The organism is Psychrobacter sp. PG1 (genome assembly GCF_014897815.1).
Lineage (GTDB): Bacteria > Pseudomonadota > Gammaproteobacteria > Pseudomonadales > Moraxellaceae > Psychrobacter.
Map to the genome: position 1 here is coordinate 1 of NZ_JABUZG010000040.1, position 20,134 is coordinate 20,134.

The 20,134-nt window shown below is 43.2% G+C and carries 19 protein-coding genes and 2 tRNA genes; 5 read left to right on the top strand and 16 right to left on the bottom strand.

All coding sequences use genetic code 11. The annotated features are described in order from the left end of the window. Positions 1–150 precede the first annotated feature (150 nt). The 9 genes from truC to INT03_RS03060 all read right to left on the bottom strand — a co-directional run bounded on the left by truC (position 151) and on the right by INT03_RS03060 (position 9,809). A complete protein-coding gene (gene truC / locus INT03_RS03020; RefSeq protein WP_087815064.1) occupies positions 151–921 on the bottom strand; it encodes a tRNA pseudouridine(65) synthase TruC in 771 nt (256 codons plus the stop codon). A 175-nt stretch (positions 922–1,096) separates the two neighbouring features. Continuing rightward, the gene (gene glmS, locus INT03_RS03025; protein ID WP_193007530.1) at positions 1,097–2,941 is read right to left on the bottom strand and encodes a glutamine--fructose-6-phosphate transaminase (isomerizing); all 1,845 of its coding nucleotides are present in this window, start codon (positions 2,939–2,941) and stop codon (positions 1,097–1,099) included. A 247-nt stretch (positions 2,942–3,188) separates the two neighbouring features. Beyond that, positions 3,189–4,571 (bottom strand): bifunctional UDP-N-acetylglucosamine diphosphorylase/glucosamine-1-phosphate N-acetyltransferase GlmU, encoded by a 1,383-nt coding sequence (gene glmU / locus INT03_RS03030; protein WP_193007531.1) that lies wholly within the window; start codon positions 4,569–4,571, stop codon positions 3,189–3,191. A gap of 257 nt (positions 4,572–4,828) precedes the next feature. Beyond that, a complete protein-coding gene (locus tag INT03_RS03035) occupies positions 4,829–5,407 on the bottom strand; it encodes a phosphatidylglycerophosphatase A (protein WP_193007532.1) in 579 nt (192 codons plus the stop codon). Between the two features lie 3 nt (positions 5,408–5,410). Beyond that, positions 5,411–6,451, bottom strand: a complete 1,041-nt coding sequence (gene thiL, locus INT03_RS03040) for a thiamine-phosphate kinase (protein ID WP_193007533.1) — start codon at positions 6,449–6,451, stop codon at positions 5,411–5,413. A gap of 2 nt (positions 6,452–6,453) precedes the next feature. After that, the gene (gene nusB, locus INT03_RS14900; RefSeq protein ID WP_226950329.1) at positions 6,454–7,326 is read right to left on the bottom strand and encodes a transcription antitermination factor NusB; all 873 of its coding nucleotides are present in this window, start codon (positions 7,324–7,326) and stop codon (positions 6,454–6,456) included. 222 nt (positions 7,327–7,548) lie between these two features. After that, a complete protein-coding gene (gene ribE / locus INT03_RS03050) occupies positions 7,549–8,070 on the bottom strand; it encodes a 6,7-dimethyl-8-ribityllumazine synthase (protein ID WP_193007534.1) in 522 nt (173 codons plus the stop codon). A gap of 205 nt (positions 8,071–8,275) precedes the next feature. Continuing rightward, entirely contained in the window at positions 8,276–9,058 is a 783-nt protein-coding gene (gene hisF, locus INT03_RS03055; protein WP_193007535.1) for an imidazole glycerol phosphate synthase subunit HisF, read from the bottom strand. Between the two features lie 100 nt (positions 9,059–9,158). After that, a complete protein-coding gene (locus INT03_RS03060) occupies positions 9,159–9,809 on the bottom strand; it encodes a hypothetical protein (protein WP_193007536.1) in 651 nt (216 codons plus the stop codon). A 180-nt stretch (positions 9,810–9,989) separates the two neighbouring features. Between INT03_RS03060 and INT03_RS03065 the strand changes: the two genes are divergently transcribed. The 3 genes from INT03_RS03065 to INT03_RS03075 are packed head-to-tail and all read left to right on the top strand — an operon-like array spanning position 9,990 to position 12,496. After that, positions 9,990–11,225 carry a homoserine kinase gene (locus INT03_RS03065; protein ID WP_193007537.1) on the top strand — a complete coding sequence of 412 codons (1,236 nt, stop codon included), beginning with the start codon at positions 9,990–9,992 and terminating at the stop codon, positions 11,223–11,225. 50 nt (positions 11,226–11,275) lie between these two features. Then, entirely contained in the window at positions 11,276–11,587 is a 312-nt protein-coding gene (locus INT03_RS03070) for a putative signal transducing protein (RefSeq protein WP_226950328.1), read from the top strand. Continuing rightward, positions 11,588–12,496 carry a class II glutamine amidotransferase gene (locus tag INT03_RS03075; protein ID WP_193007538.1) on the top strand — a complete coding sequence of 303 codons (909 nt, stop codon included), beginning with the start codon at positions 11,588–11,590 and terminating at the stop codon, positions 12,494–12,496. A gap of 35 nt (positions 12,497–12,531) precedes the next feature. Here INT03_RS03075 and INT03_RS03080 read toward each other — a convergent pair whose 3' ends face one another. Both INT03_RS03080 and INT03_RS03085 read right to left on the bottom strand, forming a co-directional pair. Then, positions 12,532–13,119, bottom strand: a complete 588-nt coding sequence (locus INT03_RS03080) for a YchJ family protein (protein ID WP_193007539.1) — start codon at positions 13,117–13,119, stop codon at positions 12,532–12,534. A 45-nt stretch (positions 13,120–13,164) separates the two neighbouring features. Further along, positions 13,165–13,881: a metal-dependent hydrolase gene (locus INT03_RS03085; RefSeq protein WP_193007540.1), complete on the bottom strand. Its 717-nt coding sequence runs from the start codon at positions 13,879–13,881 to the stop codon at positions 13,165–13,167. Between the two features lie 460 nt (positions 13,882–14,341). Between INT03_RS03085 and acnA the strand changes: the two genes are divergently transcribed. Then, a complete protein-coding gene (gene acnA / locus INT03_RS03090; RefSeq protein ID WP_193007541.1) occupies positions 14,342–17,140 on the top strand; it encodes an aconitate hydratase AcnA in 2,799 nt (932 codons plus the stop codon). A 113-nt stretch (positions 17,141–17,253) separates the two neighbouring features. On the opposite strand, the gene INT03_RS03095 is transcribed toward acnA, so the two are convergent. Together INT03_RS03095 and INT03_RS03100 are read right to left on the bottom strand one after the other, a co-directional pair. After that, positions 17,254–17,712, bottom strand: coding sequence for a hypothetical protein (locus tag INT03_RS03095; RefSeq protein ID WP_193007542.1), 459 nt, complete (start codon positions 17,710–17,712; stop codon positions 17,254–17,256). 32 nt (positions 17,713–17,744) lie between these two features. Then, entirely contained in the window at positions 17,745–18,398 is a 654-nt protein-coding gene (locus INT03_RS03100; RefSeq protein ID WP_193007543.1) for a LysE family translocator, read from the bottom strand. Positions 18,399–18,683: 285 nt separating this feature from the next. On the opposite strand from INT03_RS03100, the gene INT03_RS03105 reads away from it, so the two are divergent. After that, the gene (locus INT03_RS03105) at positions 18,684–18,983 is read left to right on the top strand and encodes an SH3 domain-containing protein (RefSeq protein WP_193007544.1); all 300 of its coding nucleotides are present in this window, start codon (positions 18,684–18,686) and stop codon (positions 18,981–18,983) included. A 160-nt stretch (positions 18,984–19,143) separates the two neighbouring features. Here the strand turns inward: INT03_RS03105 and INT03_RS03110 are convergent. The 3 genes from INT03_RS03110 to INT03_RS03120 form a co-directional block, all read right to left on the bottom strand. Continuing rightward, positions 19,144–19,219: transfer RNA gene (locus tag INT03_RS03110), tRNA-Glu, on the bottom strand. Positions 19,220–19,366: 147 nt separating this feature from the next. After that, positions 19,367–19,442 (bottom strand) — tRNA-Ala (locus tag INT03_RS03115). 122 nt (positions 19,443–19,564) lie between these two features. Next, positions 19,565–19,930 carry a hypothetical protein gene (locus tag INT03_RS03120; RefSeq protein ID WP_193007545.1) on the bottom strand — a complete coding sequence of 122 codons (366 nt, stop codon included), beginning with the start codon at positions 19,928–19,930 and terminating at the stop codon, positions 19,565–19,567. Between the last annotated feature and the right edge of the window lie 204 nt (positions 19,931–20,134).

Sequence of the window (20,134 nt, forward strand, 5' to 3'; positions counted from 1 at the left end):
ATAAAAATAAAAATAAAAATAAAAATAAAAATAAAAATCCAAAAGCTCATAGCCGAAGGTTCAAGTCCTCACTAGGGTACCGAACCTTCATATCTAGCATCAGTATGTCGACTTCTTTGATATGACTATCTAAGATAAAACCTACGCTGTTTAATCTTTAGCGCTGTCTACCCAAGAAAACTCTTCTAAGATACGCATCCATTGGTCATCTAACTTAGCTTTTAGCAATAATGGCTCACCAGTGACGGGGTGGCTAAGCGCTAACGTTTGAGCATGCAGCAGCATACGCGTACAGTCATAGTGAGTACGAAAAAATCGTGTGTGACGGATATCGCCGTGGCTGGTATCACCCACGATATGATGGAATACATGTCGCATGTGCCGACGCAGCTGATGCTTACGCCCAGTCTCGGGTGTCAAGCGCACAAGACTATAGCGGCTCGTGTCATGCTTTTTTGATACGGCAAATGGTAGCTCGATTTGTGCCAAACTTTGCCAATGGGTCACCGCCTCTTGAGCGGGTTTGTCCAAATCGGCAAACTTATCGGCGATGGCATCGGGCTGAAAGCTCAACGCATAATCAACGGTGCCTTGTTCTGGCATATAGCCGCGCACCACGGCTAAATACTGCTTGGTAACTTTGTGTTCAGTAAAAGCCTCGCCAAGGCTGCGCGCCACGGCTGAGCTCTTGGCAAACAATAATACGCCTGACGTAGGCTTGTCTAACCGGTGCACCGGAAATACATGACAACCTACCGCATCACGGGTGAGTTGCATGGCAAAGCGCGTCTCGCCTTTATCCAGCCAACTGCGATGCACCAATAGACCAGCCTCTTTATTAATTGCCACCAGAAATTCATCTTCATAGATTATTTCTATTTGACTAGCGATTTGATTGGCGGTGCCGCTTTCGATATCCATGTTCTCATTGTCCATACTGTAGATACAGTAATTATATAAGTGATTGAATTATATAAATTACTGACATTTTTCTATTCGTTATTCACAAAAAAATCCTTCGCTATCTTATTCGTACCAGATAGCGAAGGACTCGGTGTAAAAATAAATTTATTAATAATAAAATCAAATGCTTATATTACTCAACAGTCACTGATTTTGCGAGGTTACGTGGCTGATCGACATCAGTACCGCGCATTACGGCGACATGATATGACAACAGCTGTACGGGTACGCTATAGACGATAGGGGCAAGCGTCTCGCACACATCAGGCACATAAACCACGTGCATTCTATCTTCTGCAACCATCTTGCTTTCTTCACTGGCAAAAACGAACAGCTCACCATGACGCGCGTGTACCTCTTGCATGTTGGCTTTTAGCTTATCAAACATGCTGTCTTTTGGCGCTAGTACGACGATGGGCATGTCTTTATCGACCAAGGCCAATGGACCGTGTTTCAGCTCGCCTGCCGCATAACCTTCAGCGTGGATATAAGAGATTTCTTTCAGCTTTAACGCGCCTTCTAGCGCTATTGGAAACTGCAAACCACGACCTAAGAACAAGCAGCTCTTTTTATACTCAAAATGCTCACTCATGGCTTTGATAGGCGCATCGAGGTTTAAGCTGGCATGTAGTTGACCACGTAGCTCTTGCAATTTACCAAGCAAGGTACTCAGGTTTTCGCCAGTCATGCGCTCCTGAACGACACCCACTTTTAAGACCAATAGCATTAAAGCGGCGAGCTGAGTGGTGAATGCTTTGGTAGAAGCAACACCAATCTCGGGGCCGGCAAGCGTTGGTAAAAAGATATCCGTCTCACGTACCAAAGACGATGTCGGTACGTTGCATAATGCTAAGCTAACTAGACCTGCTGGCGTGTGCTTTTGAATATCACGTAGCGCCGATAACGTGTCTGCCGTTTCGCCAGATTGAGAAATACAAATGACAAGTGTGTTATCGATGACGACAGGATTGCGATAGCGAAATTCGCTAGCGACTTCAACGGAACAAGGCACACGAATAAGGCTCTCAAACCAATATTTTGCGACCAAGCCTGAGTGGTAACTGGTACCACAAGCGATGACTTGAACATGCTTAATGCCTTTTAATTGCGCTTCATGACGCTGTAAAAAATCATCGCGCAGTTTAGATGGCTCATCGCTATCTACAGCCATCTCAACAGTACGGGCAACCGCGTCTGGCTGCTCATAGATTTCTTTGAGCATATAATGCTTAAATTCACCTTTATCCGCATTGTGCTGCGCCGCATCAATTTCATGTATCTGACGTTTTACTTCGACACCATCGGCATAAACCTGAATGCTACTGCGCGTCAATTTGGCGATATCACCTTCTTCTAGGTACATAAAGCGATTGGTGACCGGTAGTAGGGCTAATTGATCAGAAGCAATAAAATTCTCACCAATACCCACACCAATCACCAGTGGAGAGCCCAAACGAACAGTAATCAGCTCTTCTGGGCAGTCGATATGTAGAATACCAAGGGCAAATGCGCCATGTAATAACGGAATAACGGCACGAACCGCCTCTAGTAAATCAGGTGTGGTTTTGTAGATATCATTGATTAGATGAGCGACGACTTCGGTATCGGTCTGCGACGTAAATACGTAACCTTTAGCAATCAATTCTTCTTTTAATTCGGCATAGTTTTCAACGATACCGTTATGTACTACAGCAATCTTGCCTGATACGTGCGGATGGGCATTACGCTGTGCAGGCTCGCCATGGGTTGCCCAGCGTGTATGCGCAATACCAATATGACCATTGAAAAATTCAGGATTGACGGCCACAGCATCGACCAATGCTTGCACTTTACCCACTTGGCGCTCGCGATGGAGTTCGCCATCACGAATGACGGTCAGACCGGCAGAATCATAACCACGGTATTCTAGACGCTTAAGACCCTCAAGTAAGATACTAGCGATATTACGCTCAGCGACTGCTCCAACGATTCCACACATAACTATTCCTTAAATTCGATGTTTCATGTTTTGATTTTTAAAGGCTTCAATGTTTCAATGCTTAACCGCTCAAATGCTTTGAGAGGCGATAATGTTCAGTCAATAAATAATAGAAGTCCATACTGGCAGAGCTTTTATACTAACAATTTTGACGTTATAAATATAAGGAAGCAGCATCACAAAAATTGTCATGCTGCTTAGTATTACTTCAATAGACATTAGTCAAAATGCTGGTGATTGACCATTGCTATTTTGACTTTTTGGTCGGGCGCTGAAAGTCGTTTTTCTGAGTTTGTCGTGCCCGTCCAAAGGCTAATGCTTTACTGTCGACGTCTTTAGTAATCACTGAACCTGCGGCAACCGTAGCGGTATCACCAATAGTCACAGGTGCCACTAAACTTGAGTTCGAACCAATGAAGGCATTGTCTTCAATAAGGGTTTGTGATTTATTGACACCATCATAATTACAAGTAATGACGCCTGCACCGACATTGACATCTGTACCAATGGTCGCATCACCGATATAACTCAAGTGATTAACCTTGCTACCATGACCGACCGTTGATTTTTTAATCTCGACGAAATTACCAACTTTACTGTTATCAGACAGTACGGTTTCAGGACGCAAATGGGCGAAAGGACCAACATCAACACCTGCCCCAATCTCAGCGCGATCAATCACGCAATAAGGTTTTATGTGGCAGGCATTACCAATGTGGGCGTTTTTGATGACACAGCCCACTTCGATATAAACATTGTCACCTAAGACACAATCACCCTCGAATACCACACCAACATCGACAAACACATCTTGACCCGCAGTCAAGTTACCGCGAATATCAACGCGACTTGGATCAGCGAACTGTACACCGGCTTCTTGCAGGTCTGCAACTAATTTGCCTTGCCAAGTGCGCTCTAAGCTAGCAAGTTGTTGGCGGTTATTGACGCCTTCAATCTCAAAGGTATGCTCAGGCTCAATCGCGACAATATTAATGCCTTCAGCGACCGCCATTTTAACGATATCCGTCAGGTAGTATTCTTGCTGCGCATTGTCATTAGACAGCTTTGGTAGGTATTTATGTAATAACGCATTATCGACGCAGTAAATACCGCTATTAATCTCTTGGATTTTCTGCTCATCGGCGCTGGCATCTTTTTGCTCGACGATGGCTTCGATATTGCCGTCTTTATCACGTTTGATACGACCGAGACCAAAAGGGTTGTCTACGGTCAACGTCAACATCGACATGCCCTCGGTGTTAGCCGCTTGTAGCGTTGCTAATGTCTGGCAGCTGACTAATGGCACATCACCATAGAGAATCAGGCTTTGCCCTTCTTTGGGTAATTCCGACAGGGTCACTTTTACCGCATGTCCAGTACCTAATTGCTCAGTCTGAGCAACCCAAGTAATAGGCAGATGCGCATATTGAGCATTGATATCTGCTTGGACTTGCTCGCCACCAAAACCATGAACAATAATAGTGTCGTCAACCGTTAATTGATGACACGTATCAAGGACATGACCCAATAACGACTTACCAGCCAATGTCTGTAGCACTTTTGGCTTAGCCGACTGCATACGCGTGCCTTTGCCCGCAGCGAGGATAATTACCGAAAGAGGAGATGTCATAATAGCCTACAAATGTAACAAAATATAGGGTTGGATTATAGCGTAAATAGCTATTTAACCAAAACGCTATGTCGTGACATCTTTGTAACTTACGTTGCTTGTCATGGGCTTACCATTTACTGGTAGCTTGCTGATAAATTGGCTATCGTCACAAACGCATTACTAAAAAAGTGGGAGAGTTAAAAAAATGATGGACTATAAACGACAATCGGTTATGAAAGACCGTCGCTTATATAAAAGCGAGGCTAATTTAACAATTAAAGGATGGTGGTATAAATAATGATCCAAACGGCTGCTGCCATGATACCTGCGATGATGTCATCAAGCATGATACCTAGGCCGCCCGCGACTTTTTTATCTGCCCAGCCAATCGGTGGTGGCTTAATAATGTCAAAAAAGCGGAACAATATAAAGGCGATAATAATGGCAACAATAGAAGAGGTTTGGGCGATATTTTGCCAAAAATTGCCGTCAGCGATACCCATATAAGATAGCGGCAGTAGGGTAAGCCACATGCCTGCCCATTCATCCCAGACGATATGCGGGTTATCATGACCACCCATTAGCTCTGAGGTAAGACCGCATATCCAACTACCAATCACACAAGAGAGAATGGTAATAATCAAAAATGGTACGAACCCTAAGCTTAGCAATGGTATCGCGACGATTAAGCCACCAATCGTGCCCCAAGTACCGGGTGCACGGCGAGGCAGACCACTACCTAAACCCAACCCAAGCCAATAAACTACGCGGTCAAGCATATTGGCATCGATAGGAAGAGGCGGGCAATCATTGGCTTTGCGGATATCAGGCTTAGATAGGTTGTGATCAATCATGGGTTAACCTGCAAAATGTTGGTAACCCGTCAGATTGGGCCAAGTGGTAAAGGGGGCGGGATGGGTAGGTGTGATTGGCTGTCCTTGATAAAAAAGCTCTGGTGGTAAATTTTTGGTAGCATCTGGCTCATTTACGGTTATGACTTCGCCGATACAGGTAACAGGCGTGCTGCTACTGTCATTGACAGGTGGTTCAATATGAGCAGGCAAAGTAAAAGCCAATTCATAATCATCACCGCCAGTCAGCTGGCACAACAAGCGCTCAGTTAACTCAGCGTTTGCCAATGTTTTGCTAGTAGGTAGCTGATCAAGATGAATGCGCATGCTAACAGCGCTTTGCTCACAGATATGACCAAGATCCTGATACAGACCATCAGAGATATCTATCATTGCCGTCGCACCAAGTTTGGCTAGTTCTGCGCCCAGTGCAATACGTGGCGTTGGCATATGTAGACGATGCGCAAGCTCAATACCGATAGCAGTATCAGGATGCTGTAGCGCATAAGCGGCATCTCCAAGCGACCCTGAGACATAAAGTTTGTCGCCAACTTGCGCGCCTGAACGGTAGACGGCTGGCGTCTCTTTGGTGAGTAACCCTTGCGCGCTGACACTAAGAACTAAATTGTCGCTGCGCGTGGTATCACCACCAATCAGCGTCACCCCAAATAGCTGGCAAGCATGAAATAAGCCTTTAGCAAATTCACTTAACCAGTGCTCATTTGCCAAGCGCTCAGGCAAAGCTAACGCCAGTAGAATACTATGCGGAGTTGCACCCATAGCGGCAATATCTGAGACATTAACAGCTACGGCTTTATAACCAATGGTAAATGCCAGCTTACTTATTTGCTCCCAGTCAGCGCTAAAGTGTCGACCTTGAACCAGTGTATCAATACAGCTGACCAAGCGCGCACCTGCAGGCAAGCTCATCACCGCCGCATCATCACCAATGCCTTTTTCGACAATGCCTTTGTCAACACTGCTAGACAATGACTGCGCAGCTTGCATTTGGGAGAATATACGCTCAATCAGCTCAAACTCATTCATGATTAGTCTTTGCTGTCTGCATCAGTGCGGTCTGTTTCAATCGCTTTTTTGCTCGCTTTAAAGTCACTAATATGGGCAGTAGCTTTACTAGCACTATTGCGTTTGACGGTAGCATTATTGGCACTGATACGAGGCTTGTTTGAAGCAGTTGATTTTTCTTCAATGGCAGCTGTATCAGCACTATCTTCTATATCGGCATTATTTTCTGCATTGGTATCAGCTTTTATTGCAGGTTTAGCAGCCGCTTTTTGTGAGGTGCGTAAATTGGCTTTGCTATCTGCTTCTACTTCAATAGCACGTAGCTCAACTGCCATTTTATCAAGGACGGCATTAATCAATTTATGCGCGTCAGTAGCGCCAAAGTGATTATTCAGCTTCATCGCTTCGTCAAGTACCACTTTATAAGGAATTTCTAAGCGGTTTTGTAGCTCGTAAGCACCAATCAAAAGAATAGCGTGTTCAACGGTGTCCAATTTATCGATTTCACGGTCAAGATGCTGGGAGATAAGGATATCTAGCGCCTCGATCTGCTCTGGGATGTCACGCATCATTTCATGATAATAGCCAATATGTACGGTATGCATGGCATTGGTCGCGCGGGTACGAGCAGCGATATCGTGTGGGGCATTGTCTTTCCAGCCAAGCTTACCATCGATATCGAAGCGGCGGTCAGTGACGAGCCATTCGTATAGACCTTGCATCGCAAAGCGTCGTGCTTTACGGATAGCGGTGTGACTGGTCTTGTAAGAAGACTCACTCATATCGAAGATTTGATCACCCGCACTGCTGCTCGCGATGCGCGTGGCTTCAGCTTGTTTATCATTGGTTTGGGCGGTTTTCGCAGCGCTGATAGCGCGCTTGAGTTGGTCAGTCATAGGGGGTCTATACCTAGTTGCTAAGATAAAAAGTTTTTAAGATAAAAGTTTTAAAATAAAATGTTAAATAGTAGTTAGCTGGCAGGCTTTGCCAGTCAAGTTTTGTAGCGTACTTGGTAACAGTCTTTGTAACACTGACGCTGTGGCTCTCGATAAAAACGAAAGCTCATAAGAACCACAGCGCTCATTAAATAACAAACAGCCTATCAAATGACGGCTTGATTAAGCATCTTCACTGTCATCTTCAATATCTAACTGTGATAGTACCGCAAGCATTTCTATTACAACCATGGCCGCTTCTGAGCCTTTGTTACCCGCTTTCGTGCCAGCACGCTCAATCGCTTGTTCGATACTGTCGGTAGTCAATACACCGTTTGCTACTGGAATATTATAATCCGTTGCAACGTTGCTTAAGCCTTTTGCTGATTCGCTAGCGACAAAGTCAAAATGCGGCGTGCTACCACGGATAATCGCGCCTAAAGCAACAATAGCGTCAAAGCGGTCAGATTCAGCAGCGCGCTGGGCAACCAATGGCAACTCAAACGCACCTGGTACACGGATTACGGTGATGTTGCTACCCAAGACGCCATGACGAAGTAATGCGTCAATTGCGCCATCAACCAATGATTCAACGACAAAACCGTTAAAGCGAGCGACGACGATACCGACACGCACGTCTTCATTCTGGTGCAAATTGCCATCAATATGGGTCACGTCATTACGCTGCTGTTGTAAATTTGACATAAAAAATCCTTTGCCGAATGGGCTATTAATAGAAGTATAAGAATCTAAGTATTAGGAATCTAAATATATTGCTAGGTTCAAACGACTTATTTATCTGACTAATTGTCGGATAAATATGGCATTAAATGAACGAAAACCAAATGATAATAAGCAGTTAGCGCTATGATAACATTTTTTGCTGCTATATTTGTATTTTACCAACGTCTTACAAACGCATTTTTATGCCTTGCGCTGCCATATATTCTTTGGCCTCTTGAATACTATACTCACCAAAGTGAAAAATACTGGCAGCAAGGACGGCATCGACGCCACCTTCTAACACGCCTTCGGCTAAATGTTGTAGATTACCGACGCCGCCTGATGCGATAACAGGTACATTTACACGGCTAGTGATTTGCTTCATGAGTGCCAAGTCGTAGCCCTTTTTGGTACCATCACCATCCATTGAAGTGACTAATAATTCACCAGCGCCAAGATCGCTCATTTTGCTTGCCCAAGCGACGGCATCAATACCGGTTGGCTTACGACCGCCGTGGGTAAATATTTCCCAACGTGGCATAATAATGCCATCAACCTTAATATCAGCAACGCGCTTGGCGTCGATAGCGACGACGATACATTGATTACCAAATTTTTGCGCCGCTTCACCAACGAACTCAGGGGTAAATACCGCTGCTGAGTTAATCGCTACTTTATCCGCGCCTGCATTGAGCAGATTACGAATATCGGCAATTTTACGCACGCCGCCGCCAACGGTTAATGGCACGAACACTGTTTCTGCCATGCGTTCAACCGTATGATAAGTGGTATCGCGCTCGTCATTGGTGGCGGTAATGTCCAAAAAAGTAATCTCGTCGGCACCTTGTTCATTGTAGCGTTTCGCTACTTCAACGGGATCGCCTGCGTCTTTAATATCGACAAATTGCACGCCTTTGACCACACGACCATTATCAACGTCCAAACAAGGGATGATACGCTTTGCTAACATGCCGCCTCACTTATTTATTAAATTAACGTAATAAAATTTACGCAATAGTTTATCCATGCATTCTAACAAAATTAAAAAGTCTATATCGTGATAATCTGGACTAATTAATAATTGTAATATCGCTAGGACTAACAGATATAGCATTAAACTCACTAGTTGGTATGATAGAGAGTAATATCTTATTGCCTTTCATAACTTCTAAATAGTTACCTTTATCATATTCAAGCGCTAATACATAATTTTTTGCGCTTTGATCCTCAATATAAATAAATTGGCCTTCGTCAGAGTAGTAAGTTGTAGTGACTCTAAAAACTCTCTCTTTACTATTCTCAAAAGTCTTTTTCTGTTCATCTAAGTAGACTTGTTCCTTGTAATTAGGAACTGGCTTAATATTTATCTTATACTTTTTTTCAAATCTTGAGCCTGGAAGATTTGTCCCATATGTAGTGCCTGATAGAATAACATCAACTGGTTGTAATGAAGTTGGCGTCCCTTTTATTGTTAAATTGAGTCCTCCGTGTTGATAGGTCTTAAGGTCTGTAGTAATTTCAAAATTAGCAGAAGACGTATTAAAGTATAAAGAGTCCTCTATAAAGGGCGTAGAATCATTAATTATTTGCAAATCTACACTGTAAGGTTCATTCAAGTAAGCATCGGGTAGCTCATTAGGAGCTACTTTGATCTTACTGCCACAACCCACAACTGATATGATAATGAGAAGGGCTAAAGGCTTGATCGTAAAATTTTTCATGAAGCTCTTTTATGGTTTATTTTTATTTACTAAAACTTAGTCTATAAGTTTACAGATGTCTATATAAATGGTGTCATCATATGAGATTGCTAAGAGCTTGCAAGTAAATTTTCGGTATAATGACGCCTAAAAATCATTCACTATACGTTATTATTAAATACCATTATTAAAGGGAAGTTTATGTCCGTCTATACCCAGTTAACCGATGATCAATTTGCTACCTTCTGCCAACGTTTTGGCGTGTCATTTGCGCGCGCCATTCCGATTACCCAAGGTATCAAAAACTCTAACTGGTTTATTCAAACGACGGACGATGTAGAGGGCGAACATTCTTACGTGTTTACCTTATTTGAAGAGCGTCCACCAAAAGACATCGAAAAAATGGCGGTTATCTTAAATCAATTAAATGGTAAATTACCGGTAGCAGCACCATTGTCACTCGTTGATAGTGCCGAAAAATGCTATGTCATACGCTACGATGATAAAGCCATTACTGTGGTGCCTTGTTTATTAGGCGCGCATCCACAGCAGACCACGCAAGCGATGTGTCATGAGATTGGCGCGTCGCTGGCGGTATTGCATGAGACGTTACAGCAGCTGCAACCTGCTGAGCAATACGGTGTGCCGCTGTATCCATGGAATGAGGTGCGTGACCGTGAAAGGCAGTTTATGCCAAGCGACGAAGCCAAATTGATGAGTGATATTTGGCAGTCTTATACGGATTTGCCGCTTGCCACTTTGCCAAAAGGCTTATGTCATTTAGACATGTTTGCTGATAACACGCTATGGAACTTATCGTTAAATAATAGCCAAAAAAGTGAAGCGCGTCTGACTGGGTTGTTAGACTTTACCGAAGTTAGCGTCGAGCATTATGTGATGGATATTGCCATTACCATTAATGACTTTTGTACCACGTGGGACGATGCTGAGCAAGGTGAGTCGGTGAATTTTGACCGCAGCAAAATGGCGGCTTTCTTGCAAGGCTATGAGTCGAAACGTATGCTCGGTGAAGATGAAAAACGAGCCTTACCAGTGATGCTCGCCAAAGCGGCGGTGATTTTTTGGCTATTACGTTTAAACGTTATTCACTATAACCGTACCGAAGGTCGTACGGGCGATAACATCATGGTCAAAAATCCTGACCTGATGAAACGCCTTGCTGCTTATCATTGGTCACATGTTGAAAAAGCGCAAAGTACAGTGTTTGTACTAGAGCATGCGCGTTATAAAGACGATAATAAAGATAACGATGTCGAAGATTTTAAGATAATCGGTGTGTTTGCGACTGAGCAACAAGCACAAGCTGCTATTGAGCAATTAAAATCACAATCTGGCTTTAAAGATTATCCAAACGGTTTTCATATTGATGCTTATCCGTTAAATCAAATTAATTGGTCACAAGGTTTCGGTTGCTAATAGAATGATAGCAACGAGTTATATTTATAAATATTTAAAAGGAATTTATCATGACCGATCAAGTTGATAACTGGCACAAACTGGCACGCTACGACACCAATATGCAAGGTGAGTTACATGCTAATTTGCTTCGTAACAATGGTATTACGGTGTCTCTGCAACCGCTGAGCGCAATGCCCGGTATGAATTCTGGGATTGTGCTGTGGGTACAGGATACTGATTTGGCGCACGCCAAACGCATTTTGGCGAATATTGACACCGATGGGGCAACGCCTTATGAGGTGTTTGATGAAACGTCAGCAGCCAAAATTAACCCTACTTTAAATCCTGCACAAGATGACAATAACGGCGGTAAAGTATAAATGTGTCAACTCCTAGGAATGAACTGTAATACCCCAACCGATATTGGTTTTAGCTTTGCAGGGTTTCGTCGCCGCGGTGGCATGACCGATAGCCATGAAGACGGCTTTGGTATTGCATTTTTTGAGCGTAGTAAGTGTGCAGTTAATGACAAAGCAGAGCATGCTTCAACTGGTTTGCGTTTGTTCCATGATAATAAACCAAGCCATTTATCGCCCGTGGCTGATTTGGTTAATAATTATCCAATCAAAGCTATGAATGTTATCGCTCATATCCGTAAAGCGACCCAAGGGCAAAATTGCTTGGCCAATACCCATCCATTTGTCCGTGAAGTGTGGGGCGAGCAGTGGGTATTTGCGCACAATGGACAAATGAATAGCGAATTTATCAAACGCTGTCAGCGCTTGCAAGACAACGGCAACGCCTCACATTGCCAACCAGTCGGTTCAACCGATTCTGAGATGGCGTTTTGCTACCTTGTTAATCGTTTGAAAAGCAGCTTTAAATCGCGTCCTGATGACCAAACGCTGTTTAATTTTTTGACCACCCAATGTCGTTATTTATCTGCCAATGGGTTGTTTAATTGCTTGATATCAAATGGTAGCTGGCAATTGGCTTATGCGGGGAGTTTATTGTTTTATCTCACGCGTCAAGCGCCGTTTGGCGAGGCGAAGTTGGCAGATGATGATTTAGCCATTAACTTTGGCGATGTGACGACAGATACCGATAAAGTGACGATACTAGTGACAGTGCCATTGACTGAAAATGAAAAATGGCAACAGTTAGCCGTCAATGAATGTCTGATATTCCAAGATGGTGATGTTATTTATAAAGACAGCCCAAGTCAGCGGAAGTTTTTGACGATTGATGAAGGGATTGCGGTAGCACGTGCGGTTGGGGCGAGTGTTTAGAAGTTATAAAATATCTAATATTGACTAAATATCAGTTAGATATAAGCGCCACAACACCGCTTAAACTTCTCACCCGACCCGCAAATACACGGCTGTTTCTGCGTGACGTTCATAGTGACGGTCGGATCCAAAAAGTACCAACGCGCCTCATTATTGATTTTGTCTGTCACCTTCACAAAGGCAGACAATTCATGATGCGCCTGCACTTTCTCTTCTAAATTACTTGCATTATTAGTTGGCTTGAAATAAGCCTTAAACTCAACTTGCGCATGGCGTTTGCCTAGCTTTGGCGTGTGCGCTACGATTTCTAATCCTGCCCAATTTGTCTCTTTTGCCCACGATTCAATCGCGTTAATATCCAACAAGTTTTGCTGTGCAGGTAGAGTGGTCTTGACGATATATTCTGGCCTAATCAACACAAACGCACTATAGCGCGTGCGCATAAGACGTTCGGCTGTCTCCGCTTTTATACCCTCTGCTTTGCCAACCTTACCATTATAAAGAGCATCATTATAAACAGCCTCATGATAAGGCTGACAGCAATCTTTATACAGTAGTGGTGAGCTGATAGCGCTTGATGATGGATGAATTTGGCAAGGGCAAACGTGTAGATTAGGTTGCATGTTTTATTCTCATTTTCGCTTGGGTTTTACTGCTTTACCGTATCTTTATCGCAGCATGCTTTTTATCAGTTCTGGCAATATGCCAACTTTTAGCTGTGCCCATGGTGCTGGGTCACGCAGCTGCTGCCAAAATGCATCAAACGGTGGGGCAAAATAGACCAACATGGCGAGCAGTGTATATAGCAATAAATACCACCACTTATCTTTAGGCTGATAAAACTTCATCGCTGTACCTGATGAGCGCTTCATTTTCATATTCGATAAGTTAACACTATATAGCTCGTCCAATGTCAAATGCACTAGCGCTCCACCGAATAAAAATAAACCGTAAAACCAACTTGCCGTTAATGGGAGGTGCAAAACGTAGTAGCTTAAATAAGTCAGCCCCAAACCCAAAATTGCCATATAAGGCACGGAGTGAATCACGCCGCGATGCACGGTCATGTTGGTAAAAATAGAGAAAACCACATAACGCATAAAGCCGTAGCCTGCCAGCCATAATGCAATCAGGGCGAGCAAACTCAGCTCACTGCGCCAATGCATGACCAAACCAAAGGCAAAAATAAACGAAGTAATATTAAACCCAAGTTTAATCGGTGTGGAGTTATCAGAATCCAAATCGGGAAGTAGCCCACCGATAGTGCCGAGCGCCACGCAAACTAAAAACCCCGAATCATCAATCAATCCCGCTTTATAAACTGTCAAACTGAGCGTACCACTGACCATGAATGCAACATTCAGGTGGGTGTTAAAATTTGCCATAAAAACTCATCAATAAGTAGCGCGCGAAACGATTGTTTCGAGGCGTTTGCCTAGCGGTAAAAAAGCGCACCATAATAGCATAGCGCAGCCAAACGTCTAAGAGATAAGGCTCGTATGCAGCGACTGGTTTACCCATTACCTTTGATTCTAATATGTCTTTGGAAAATATATTGATACTTAATAATAGAACGTTAAACCCTTGTTACGTTTACGATTATGCCACGATTTGACAACGTCTAGACGTTAACAAAGCGCCGCCGTTTTGTTATGGTAAAAGAGCGTTATTGTTAAGTCCTAAAGAGTCGCTTAGCTATTTTGTTAACTCAACTTTATATTCTACTGTGTCAAATAATAATGATTTTGAATACAACTCGTACAATCATCTATCTAGCCACCAATCCTAAGCATAAACCTATAACCGTTTGGGCTTAGGATCTATAACAACGATAAGGAAGCTACCATGAGTGATATTTTTAATGTAAAAGACACTATTACGGTCGATGGCAAGGAACATGCCTATTACAGTTTGCCAAAGCTGACTGAAACTTTTGAGCACATCAGCAAATTGCCATTTTGTATGAAAATCGTCTTAGAAAACCTATTACGTAATGAAGATGATGGTCAATCTGTCGGCAAAAACCACATCGAAGCCGTTGCCAACTGGGACGCAGGCGCAGAAGCGTCAAAAGAGATCGCCTTTATGCCAGCCCGTGTAGTCCTGCAAGACTTTACTGGTGTGCCGTCAGTTGTCGATTTGGCAGCCATGCGTGATGCCGTGGTTGAGCTTGGCGGTAAAGCTGAGCAAATTAACCCCTTTATCCCGAGTGAATTGGTCGTCGATCACTCTGTACAAGTTGATGCTTATGGCCGAGAAGATGCACTAGACTTGAACGAAAAAATTGAATTTAAACGTAATAATGAACGTTATGAATTCCTGCATTGGGGTCGTAATGCGTTTAAAAACTTTGTGGTCGTACCACCAGCCACTGGTATCGTGCATCAGGTTAACCTTGAATACTTAGCTCGTGTTGTAATGGCTGCTGATGTCAATGTTGATGGTAAAAGTGAGCTGACGGCTTATCCTGATACGGTATTTGGTACTGACAGCCACACGACGATGATTAATGGTATTGGCGTGCTTGGTTGGGGTGTCGGCGGTATTGAAGCGGAAGCGGCAATGCTTGGTCAACCGTCATCAATGCTGATTCCACAAGTGGTCGGCTTTGAGCTAAAAGGCAAACTCACCGAAGGCGTCACTGCGACGGATTTGGTATTGCGCGTGGTTGAAATGCTGCGTGCGCATGGTGTGGTTGGTAAATTCGTTGAGTTTTATGGCGAAGGCTTACACAGTATGCCACTGGCGGATCGTGCGACGATTGCCAATATGTCACCAGAATATGGGGCAACCTGTGGTATTTTCCCGATTGACCAAATGGCGATTGATTATTTGCGTCTATCAGGTCGTGAAGAAAGTCAGATTGAGTTGGTCGAAAAGTATGCCAAGGCGCAAGGCTTATGGCATGATGCCGATACGCCAGCTGCGACTTACTCAAGTAAGCTAGAGTTGGATTTATCATCGGTACAGCCAGCCCTTGCCGGTCCGAACTTGCCACAACAGCGTATCAACTTATCTGATATGCACGAAAAGTTTGGCGAAACTTTAGAAAAAATGACCAAAGATCGCAAGTCAGAAGTTGCAGGTAAAGTACGCTTCGACCAAGAAGGCGGCGAGCAAGAGCAAGCGGATAGACTGTATGCTAAGCCTAACGTTTACTCTGACGTCAATATTAATGATACAAGCCATAAATTGCGTGATGGTTCAGTCGTCATCGCAGCGATCACCTCATGTACCAACACATCAAACCCTGCGGTAATGATTGGTGCAGGCCTAGTGGCGAAAAAAGCCGCTGCTAAAGGTCTAAAAGCCAAGCCATGGGTCAAGACTTCGCTGGCACCTGGTTCAAAAGTCGTCACCGATTATCTTGAAAAAACCAAGCTGATGGATGAGTTGGAAAAAACAGGCTTCTATTTGGTTGGTTATGGCTGTACGACATGTATTGGTAACTCAGGACCATTGCTTGAGAGTATTGAGCAAGGCATTGAGGAGAACGACTTGGTCGCTGCTGCCGTGCTATCAGGTAACCGTAACTTTGAAGGTCGCATTCACTCACATGTGAAAGCCAGCTACTTAGCGTCACCACCGCTTGTCGTTGCTTATGCGCTGGCAGGTACCGTCGATATCGATATGACAACCCATCCGCTAGGTCAGGATCAAGACGGCAATGACGTTTATCTAAAAGACATCTGGCCAACGTCGGATGAGATTAATGAGTTGATTGCTAATAATATCGATGCGGATATGTTCCGCAAAAACTACGGTGAAGTGTTTGACGGTAGTAAAGCATGGAACGCCATTAGTTCAGCCGACAGCCAGTTGTATCCATGGAGCGAAGAGTCTACGTACATTAAGAACCCACCGTTCTTTGATGGTATGACCATGGAGCCAGAAGGTATCCTCGATATCGAAGGCGCGCGCATCTTGGGTCTATTCGGCGATTCGATCACCACTGACCATATCTCACCAGCCGGTAACATCGATGCAGGCTCGCCGGCAGGTAAGTACCTGCAAGAGCGCGGTGTGATGGAAGCCGATTTCAACAGCTATGGCTCACGCCGTGGTAACGATGCGGTCATGACTCGCGGTACTTTTGCCAACATCCGTATCAAAAATACCATGATGGGTGGTAAAGAGGGCGGCTACACTTATTACTTCAGCGGCGATAGCGCTACGCTAAAAGACGGCGAAGAAATGGCCATCTATGACGCAGCGATGAAGTATAAAGAAGATAAGCGTCCGCTCGTGGTACTTGGCGGAGCAGAATATGGTTCTGGCTCTAGTCGTGACTGGGCCGCGAAGGGTACGATTTTGCTCGGTGTAAAAGCAGTATTGACCAGCTCTTTTGAGCGTATTCACCGCTCAAACCTAGTCGGCATGGGCGTGTTGCCATTGACCTTTAAAGACGGTGAAAATGCAGAGACTTATAACCTAGACGGTTCTGAGGTACTTAGCATCACCGGTCTCAATAATGGTGAAAGTAAAACCGCCAAGGTTACGGCCACACGTGCTGATGGCTCAACTGAGAGCTTTGATGTCAATGTCATGCTGCAGACGCCAAAAGAACGCGAATACGTGCGTCATGGCGGCGTATTGCACTATGTATTACGTCAACTAGCTGCAGACAGTAAAAACGCAGCGTAATAGTCAATTGAGCTTAGTATGATAAAAAGCCCATTCCCAGTCGAACTAGGGGATTGGGCTTTTTTATTATCTGGGAAAAGGGAAACACGTATCTGAAAATCTATTCCAATGATCTATCTAAAGTTTTCATTCCAGCTCTCCTTAAATATTTTATTTAAGAATGCTTCTTTATCGATGCTGCCGTCATTGTTTAAGCAGGTCTTATCGACAAAAAGATAATTCGTCCAACTGATATCAGGAGACAGTTCATTGATTTCATTTACGATATCAACTTCACTAATTTCAGAGAAATCTCTAATAACAAGTTTTTGTGCCAACTCTAAAATGCGACTTTTTGTTTTATACTCATGAGAATTTGGATACTCAGAAATTTTATCAAAAAATTTCTCATAATTGATACTTAAGTCTTCGTTTACATATTCCTCACTCCAAAATATATAGTCACTCCAAAATGGGTCAGGAGACAGTTTGTCTAGTTCATGCTTTATTGCTACTTGCCTTGACTCTGAGCATGGAGTATTAATTAACTCTTCAAGTAATAAAGTGATTTTTTGCTTAGTATCATCGTTCATGATTATTTCCTCTGCTATTTATTCCAATGTTTTCAACCTTTCTCAGTCAATAGCCTAATTCCCAAGCCAATAAATACCACACCGCTTATCTTGTTTAAAATGGCTTCGATAGAGGGTTTTTTTCTCAGGTTTTCACTGAATTTTGACGCCAATAATGCTAAGCACAAGCACCATATAAAGCCAGTGACAGCAAAGGTCAGTCCTAAAATGACGAACGACACCATGCTATAAGCATAACTGGCATCGATAAACTGAGGGAAGAACGCCAAAAAGAATAATGCAACTTTTGGATTAAAGGTATTAGTGAGCACACCTTGCTTATATATTTGCCAGTGATCTAAAGGCTGAACGGGCTTTGGCTTCTCGTCATCCTGCAAACTCGCGGCTATCAAAGGCGGTTGTTTACTTATGAGCATTTTGACGCCTAGATAGCACAAATAGCTGGCACCAATATATTTTACGAGCATAAATGCCGTAGGGGAGTTAGCCAGCAACACGGACAATCCTAGCGAAGCCAACAGCGTATGCACCAGAATGCCTGAAGTAATACCCAACACAGAATAAAACCCTGCCGTTTGCCCCTGCGAAATACTACGGGTAATGATGTACATGCTATCCGTGCCTGGGGTCAGGTTTAACAAGATAGCTGCCATGATAAACCCTAGATAATTCTCAATCCCGAACATGGTTAAAACGTCCTTGTGTTAAGCCTAAAAATTTGTATGTTATAAAGTATTTATACATTCTATAAAATCCTTATAGGATTGATGGTAGCGAGGATCTTACGGGTTGGCAATAGAATAAATCATTCAATAAATACTGATATTAAAAACTATTCAGCATGGTTATGGCTTCAGTCTTTATCGAAATCAATAAAACGTAAATATCTTATAAAATCACAGATACCGCAATGTGAACTCTGATAAGATATCAGAGATTAATAAGACATTTGTTGATAATAAGGATTTGAGATGAAACGTTTGGCTTATACCATTGCTGTATCTGTTTTGGCCACGACTGTTGGGATAAATGCCGCGCATGCCGAGAGAGTTTGCAAAGTAACAGATCCGACGGGTACTCCACTAAACATTCGCGACGAGCCTAATGGCAAGATTATTAATAAGCTGCGTAATGATCGCGAGGTGTATGTCACAGATACTACTTATGATAATAAAAATCGTCCGTGGGTATATTTAGAAGGCTATTACAAGGGCGAATACAGGCATTGGGGCTGGGCGATTAGAGAGTTTGTCTCTTGTTATGATCGTTGATATATTAATTTCAGCTTATCCAAACTATAATGAACTGGATATAACAAAACCAATAGACATAAAAAAGCCCAGTCACCGTATGATGACTGGGCTTTTTTATTGTTCGCTTACTAGTCTAATCTGATGCTAAGCAAAAGTGCTAATAAGTGACGCCGAATAGTGGCGTCCCCAGGGGGATTCGAACCCCCGTTACCGCCGTGAAAGGGCGGTGTCCTAGGCCTCTAGACGATGGGGACGCATAGAGTGTTATAACCAATGGTTACAACGGTATTTCACAATATCAGATAGCTTAATAAATAAGCATTGCCTAGGTGCTGATATCGTCCTACTAGCGAGTATTTATGATTACGTTTCAGTAGTACTGAGCGTTGCAATAAATAGTATGGTGGAGCTAAACGGAGTCGAACCGTTGACCCCTTGCATGCCATGCAAGTGCTCTACCAACTGAGCTATAGCCCCTCGCTAAGAGTGTGCGTATTTTATGCAAGAGCGGCAGTCTTGTCAACTACTATTTTAAAAATAATGCATAAATATTCAAAAAAAAGCGTTTAAAGCTATTTTAGCTACTTAATAAGCCCAAATTAGCGTGGATTTTGCTTGAGTGCGATCTCTTTGATGGCTTTATCAGTGAAAAACTCTTCTTTAGTACCGTCAGAGAAAATAACTGCAGCACATTCTGTGGGGATATATTGTCCACCTTTTTGTTGTACTGTGCTGATTCCTTTAAAGCCAACGATGTCAGATTCTTTCAATCGATCGACATTATGATTGGTATAACTGCAGTAAGTGGTGTATATCCACTTTAAATCTTCAAAGTCCTGACCCTTTGTCAGGGTAAGTTTTGCATTGTAAAGCTCTTTTACGATGGCATCATAGTATTTCTGTGCTTCTTTGAGGGTGTTAAAGACATAATCTTTGCTTTCTATCGTGACAGTTTTGGCGGCCATGTTTATTTCCAATTGATAGTTTTAGCTTAAAATAAAATGGGTTATCGGAATCTAGAATGTGTGTTACATCTAAATCGAGAGCCTTCTATAAGTCTAGGTCTATTTCATCTGATTGAGCTATGTAAGCTTCTATCTCACTATATTCTGTTAGGATATTATCACCAACCTGAACCGCCCCGACTATATCGGAGAGTGATTTACTTG

Excerpts from the sequence above, each read along its gene's own strand:
- INT03_RS03065 (WP_193007537.1), top strand. The coding sequence starts at position 9,990 with ATGTCCGTCTATACCCAGTTAACCGATGATCAATTTGCTACCTTCTGC.
- ribE (WP_193007534.1), bottom strand. The coding sequence starts at position 8,070 with ATGTCAAATTTACAACAGCAGCGTAATGACGTGACCCATATTGATGGC.
- INT03_RS03070 (WP_226950328.1), top strand. The coding sequence starts at position 11,276 with ATGACCGATCAAGTTGATAACTGGCACAAACTGGCACGCTACGACACC.
- thiL (WP_193007533.1), bottom strand. The coding sequence starts at position 6,451 with ATGAATGAGTTTGAGCTGATTGAGCGTATATTCTCCCAAATGCAAGCT.
- INT03_RS03060 (WP_193007536.1), bottom strand. The coding sequence starts at position 9,809 with ATGAAAAATTTTACGATCAAGCCTTTAGCCCTTCTCATTATCATATCA.
- INT03_RS03100 (WP_193007543.1), bottom strand. The coding sequence starts at position 18,398 with ATGTTCGGGATTGAGAATTATCTAGGGTTTATCATGGCAGCTATCTTG.
- INT03_RS03120 (WP_193007545.1), bottom strand. The coding sequence starts at position 19,930 with ATGGCCGCCAAAACTGTCACGATAGAAAGCAAAGATTATGTCTTTAAC.
- INT03_RS03075 (WP_193007538.1), top strand. The coding sequence starts at position 11,588 with ATGTGTCAACTCCTAGGAATGAACTGTAATACCCCAACCGATATTGGT.
- INT03_RS03085 (WP_193007540.1), bottom strand. The coding sequence starts at position 13,881 with ATGGCAAATTTTAACACCCACCTGAATGTTGCATTCATGGTCAGTGGT.
- truC (WP_087815064.1), bottom strand. The coding sequence starts at position 921 with ATGGATATCGAAAGCGGCACCGCCAATCAAATCGCTAGTCAAATAGAA.
- glmS (WP_193007530.1), bottom strand. The coding sequence starts at position 2,941 with ATGTGTGGAATCGTTGGAGCAGTCGCTGAGCGTAATATCGCTAGTATC.
- INT03_RS03035 (WP_193007532.1), bottom strand. The coding sequence starts at position 5,407 with ATGATTGATCACAACCTATCTAAGCCTGATATCCGCAAAGCCAATGAT.
- glmU (WP_193007531.1), bottom strand. The coding sequence starts at position 4,571 with ATGACATCTCCTCTTTCGGTAATTATCCTCGCTGCGGGCAAAGGCACG.
- INT03_RS03080 (WP_193007539.1), bottom strand. The coding sequence starts at position 13,119 with ATGCAACCTAATCTACACGTTTGCCCTTGCCAAATTCATCCATCATCA.
- acnA (WP_193007541.1), top strand. The coding sequence starts at position 14,342 with ATGAGTGATATTTTTAATGTAAAAGACACTATTACGGTCGATGGCAAG.
- INT03_RS03105 (WP_193007544.1), top strand. The coding sequence starts at position 18,684 with ATGAAACGTTTGGCTTATACCATTGCTGTATCTGTTTTGGCCACGACT.
- INT03_RS03095 (WP_193007542.1), bottom strand. The coding sequence starts at position 17,712 with ATGAACGATGATACTAAGCAAAAAATCACTTTATTACTTGAAGAGTTA.
- hisF (WP_193007535.1), bottom strand. The coding sequence starts at position 9,058 with ATGTTAGCAAAGCGTATCATCCCTTGTTTGGACGTTGATAATGGTCGT.
- nusB (WP_226950329.1), bottom strand. The coding sequence starts at position 7,326 with ATGACTGACCAACTCAAGCGCGCTATCAGCGCTGCGAAAACCGCCCAA.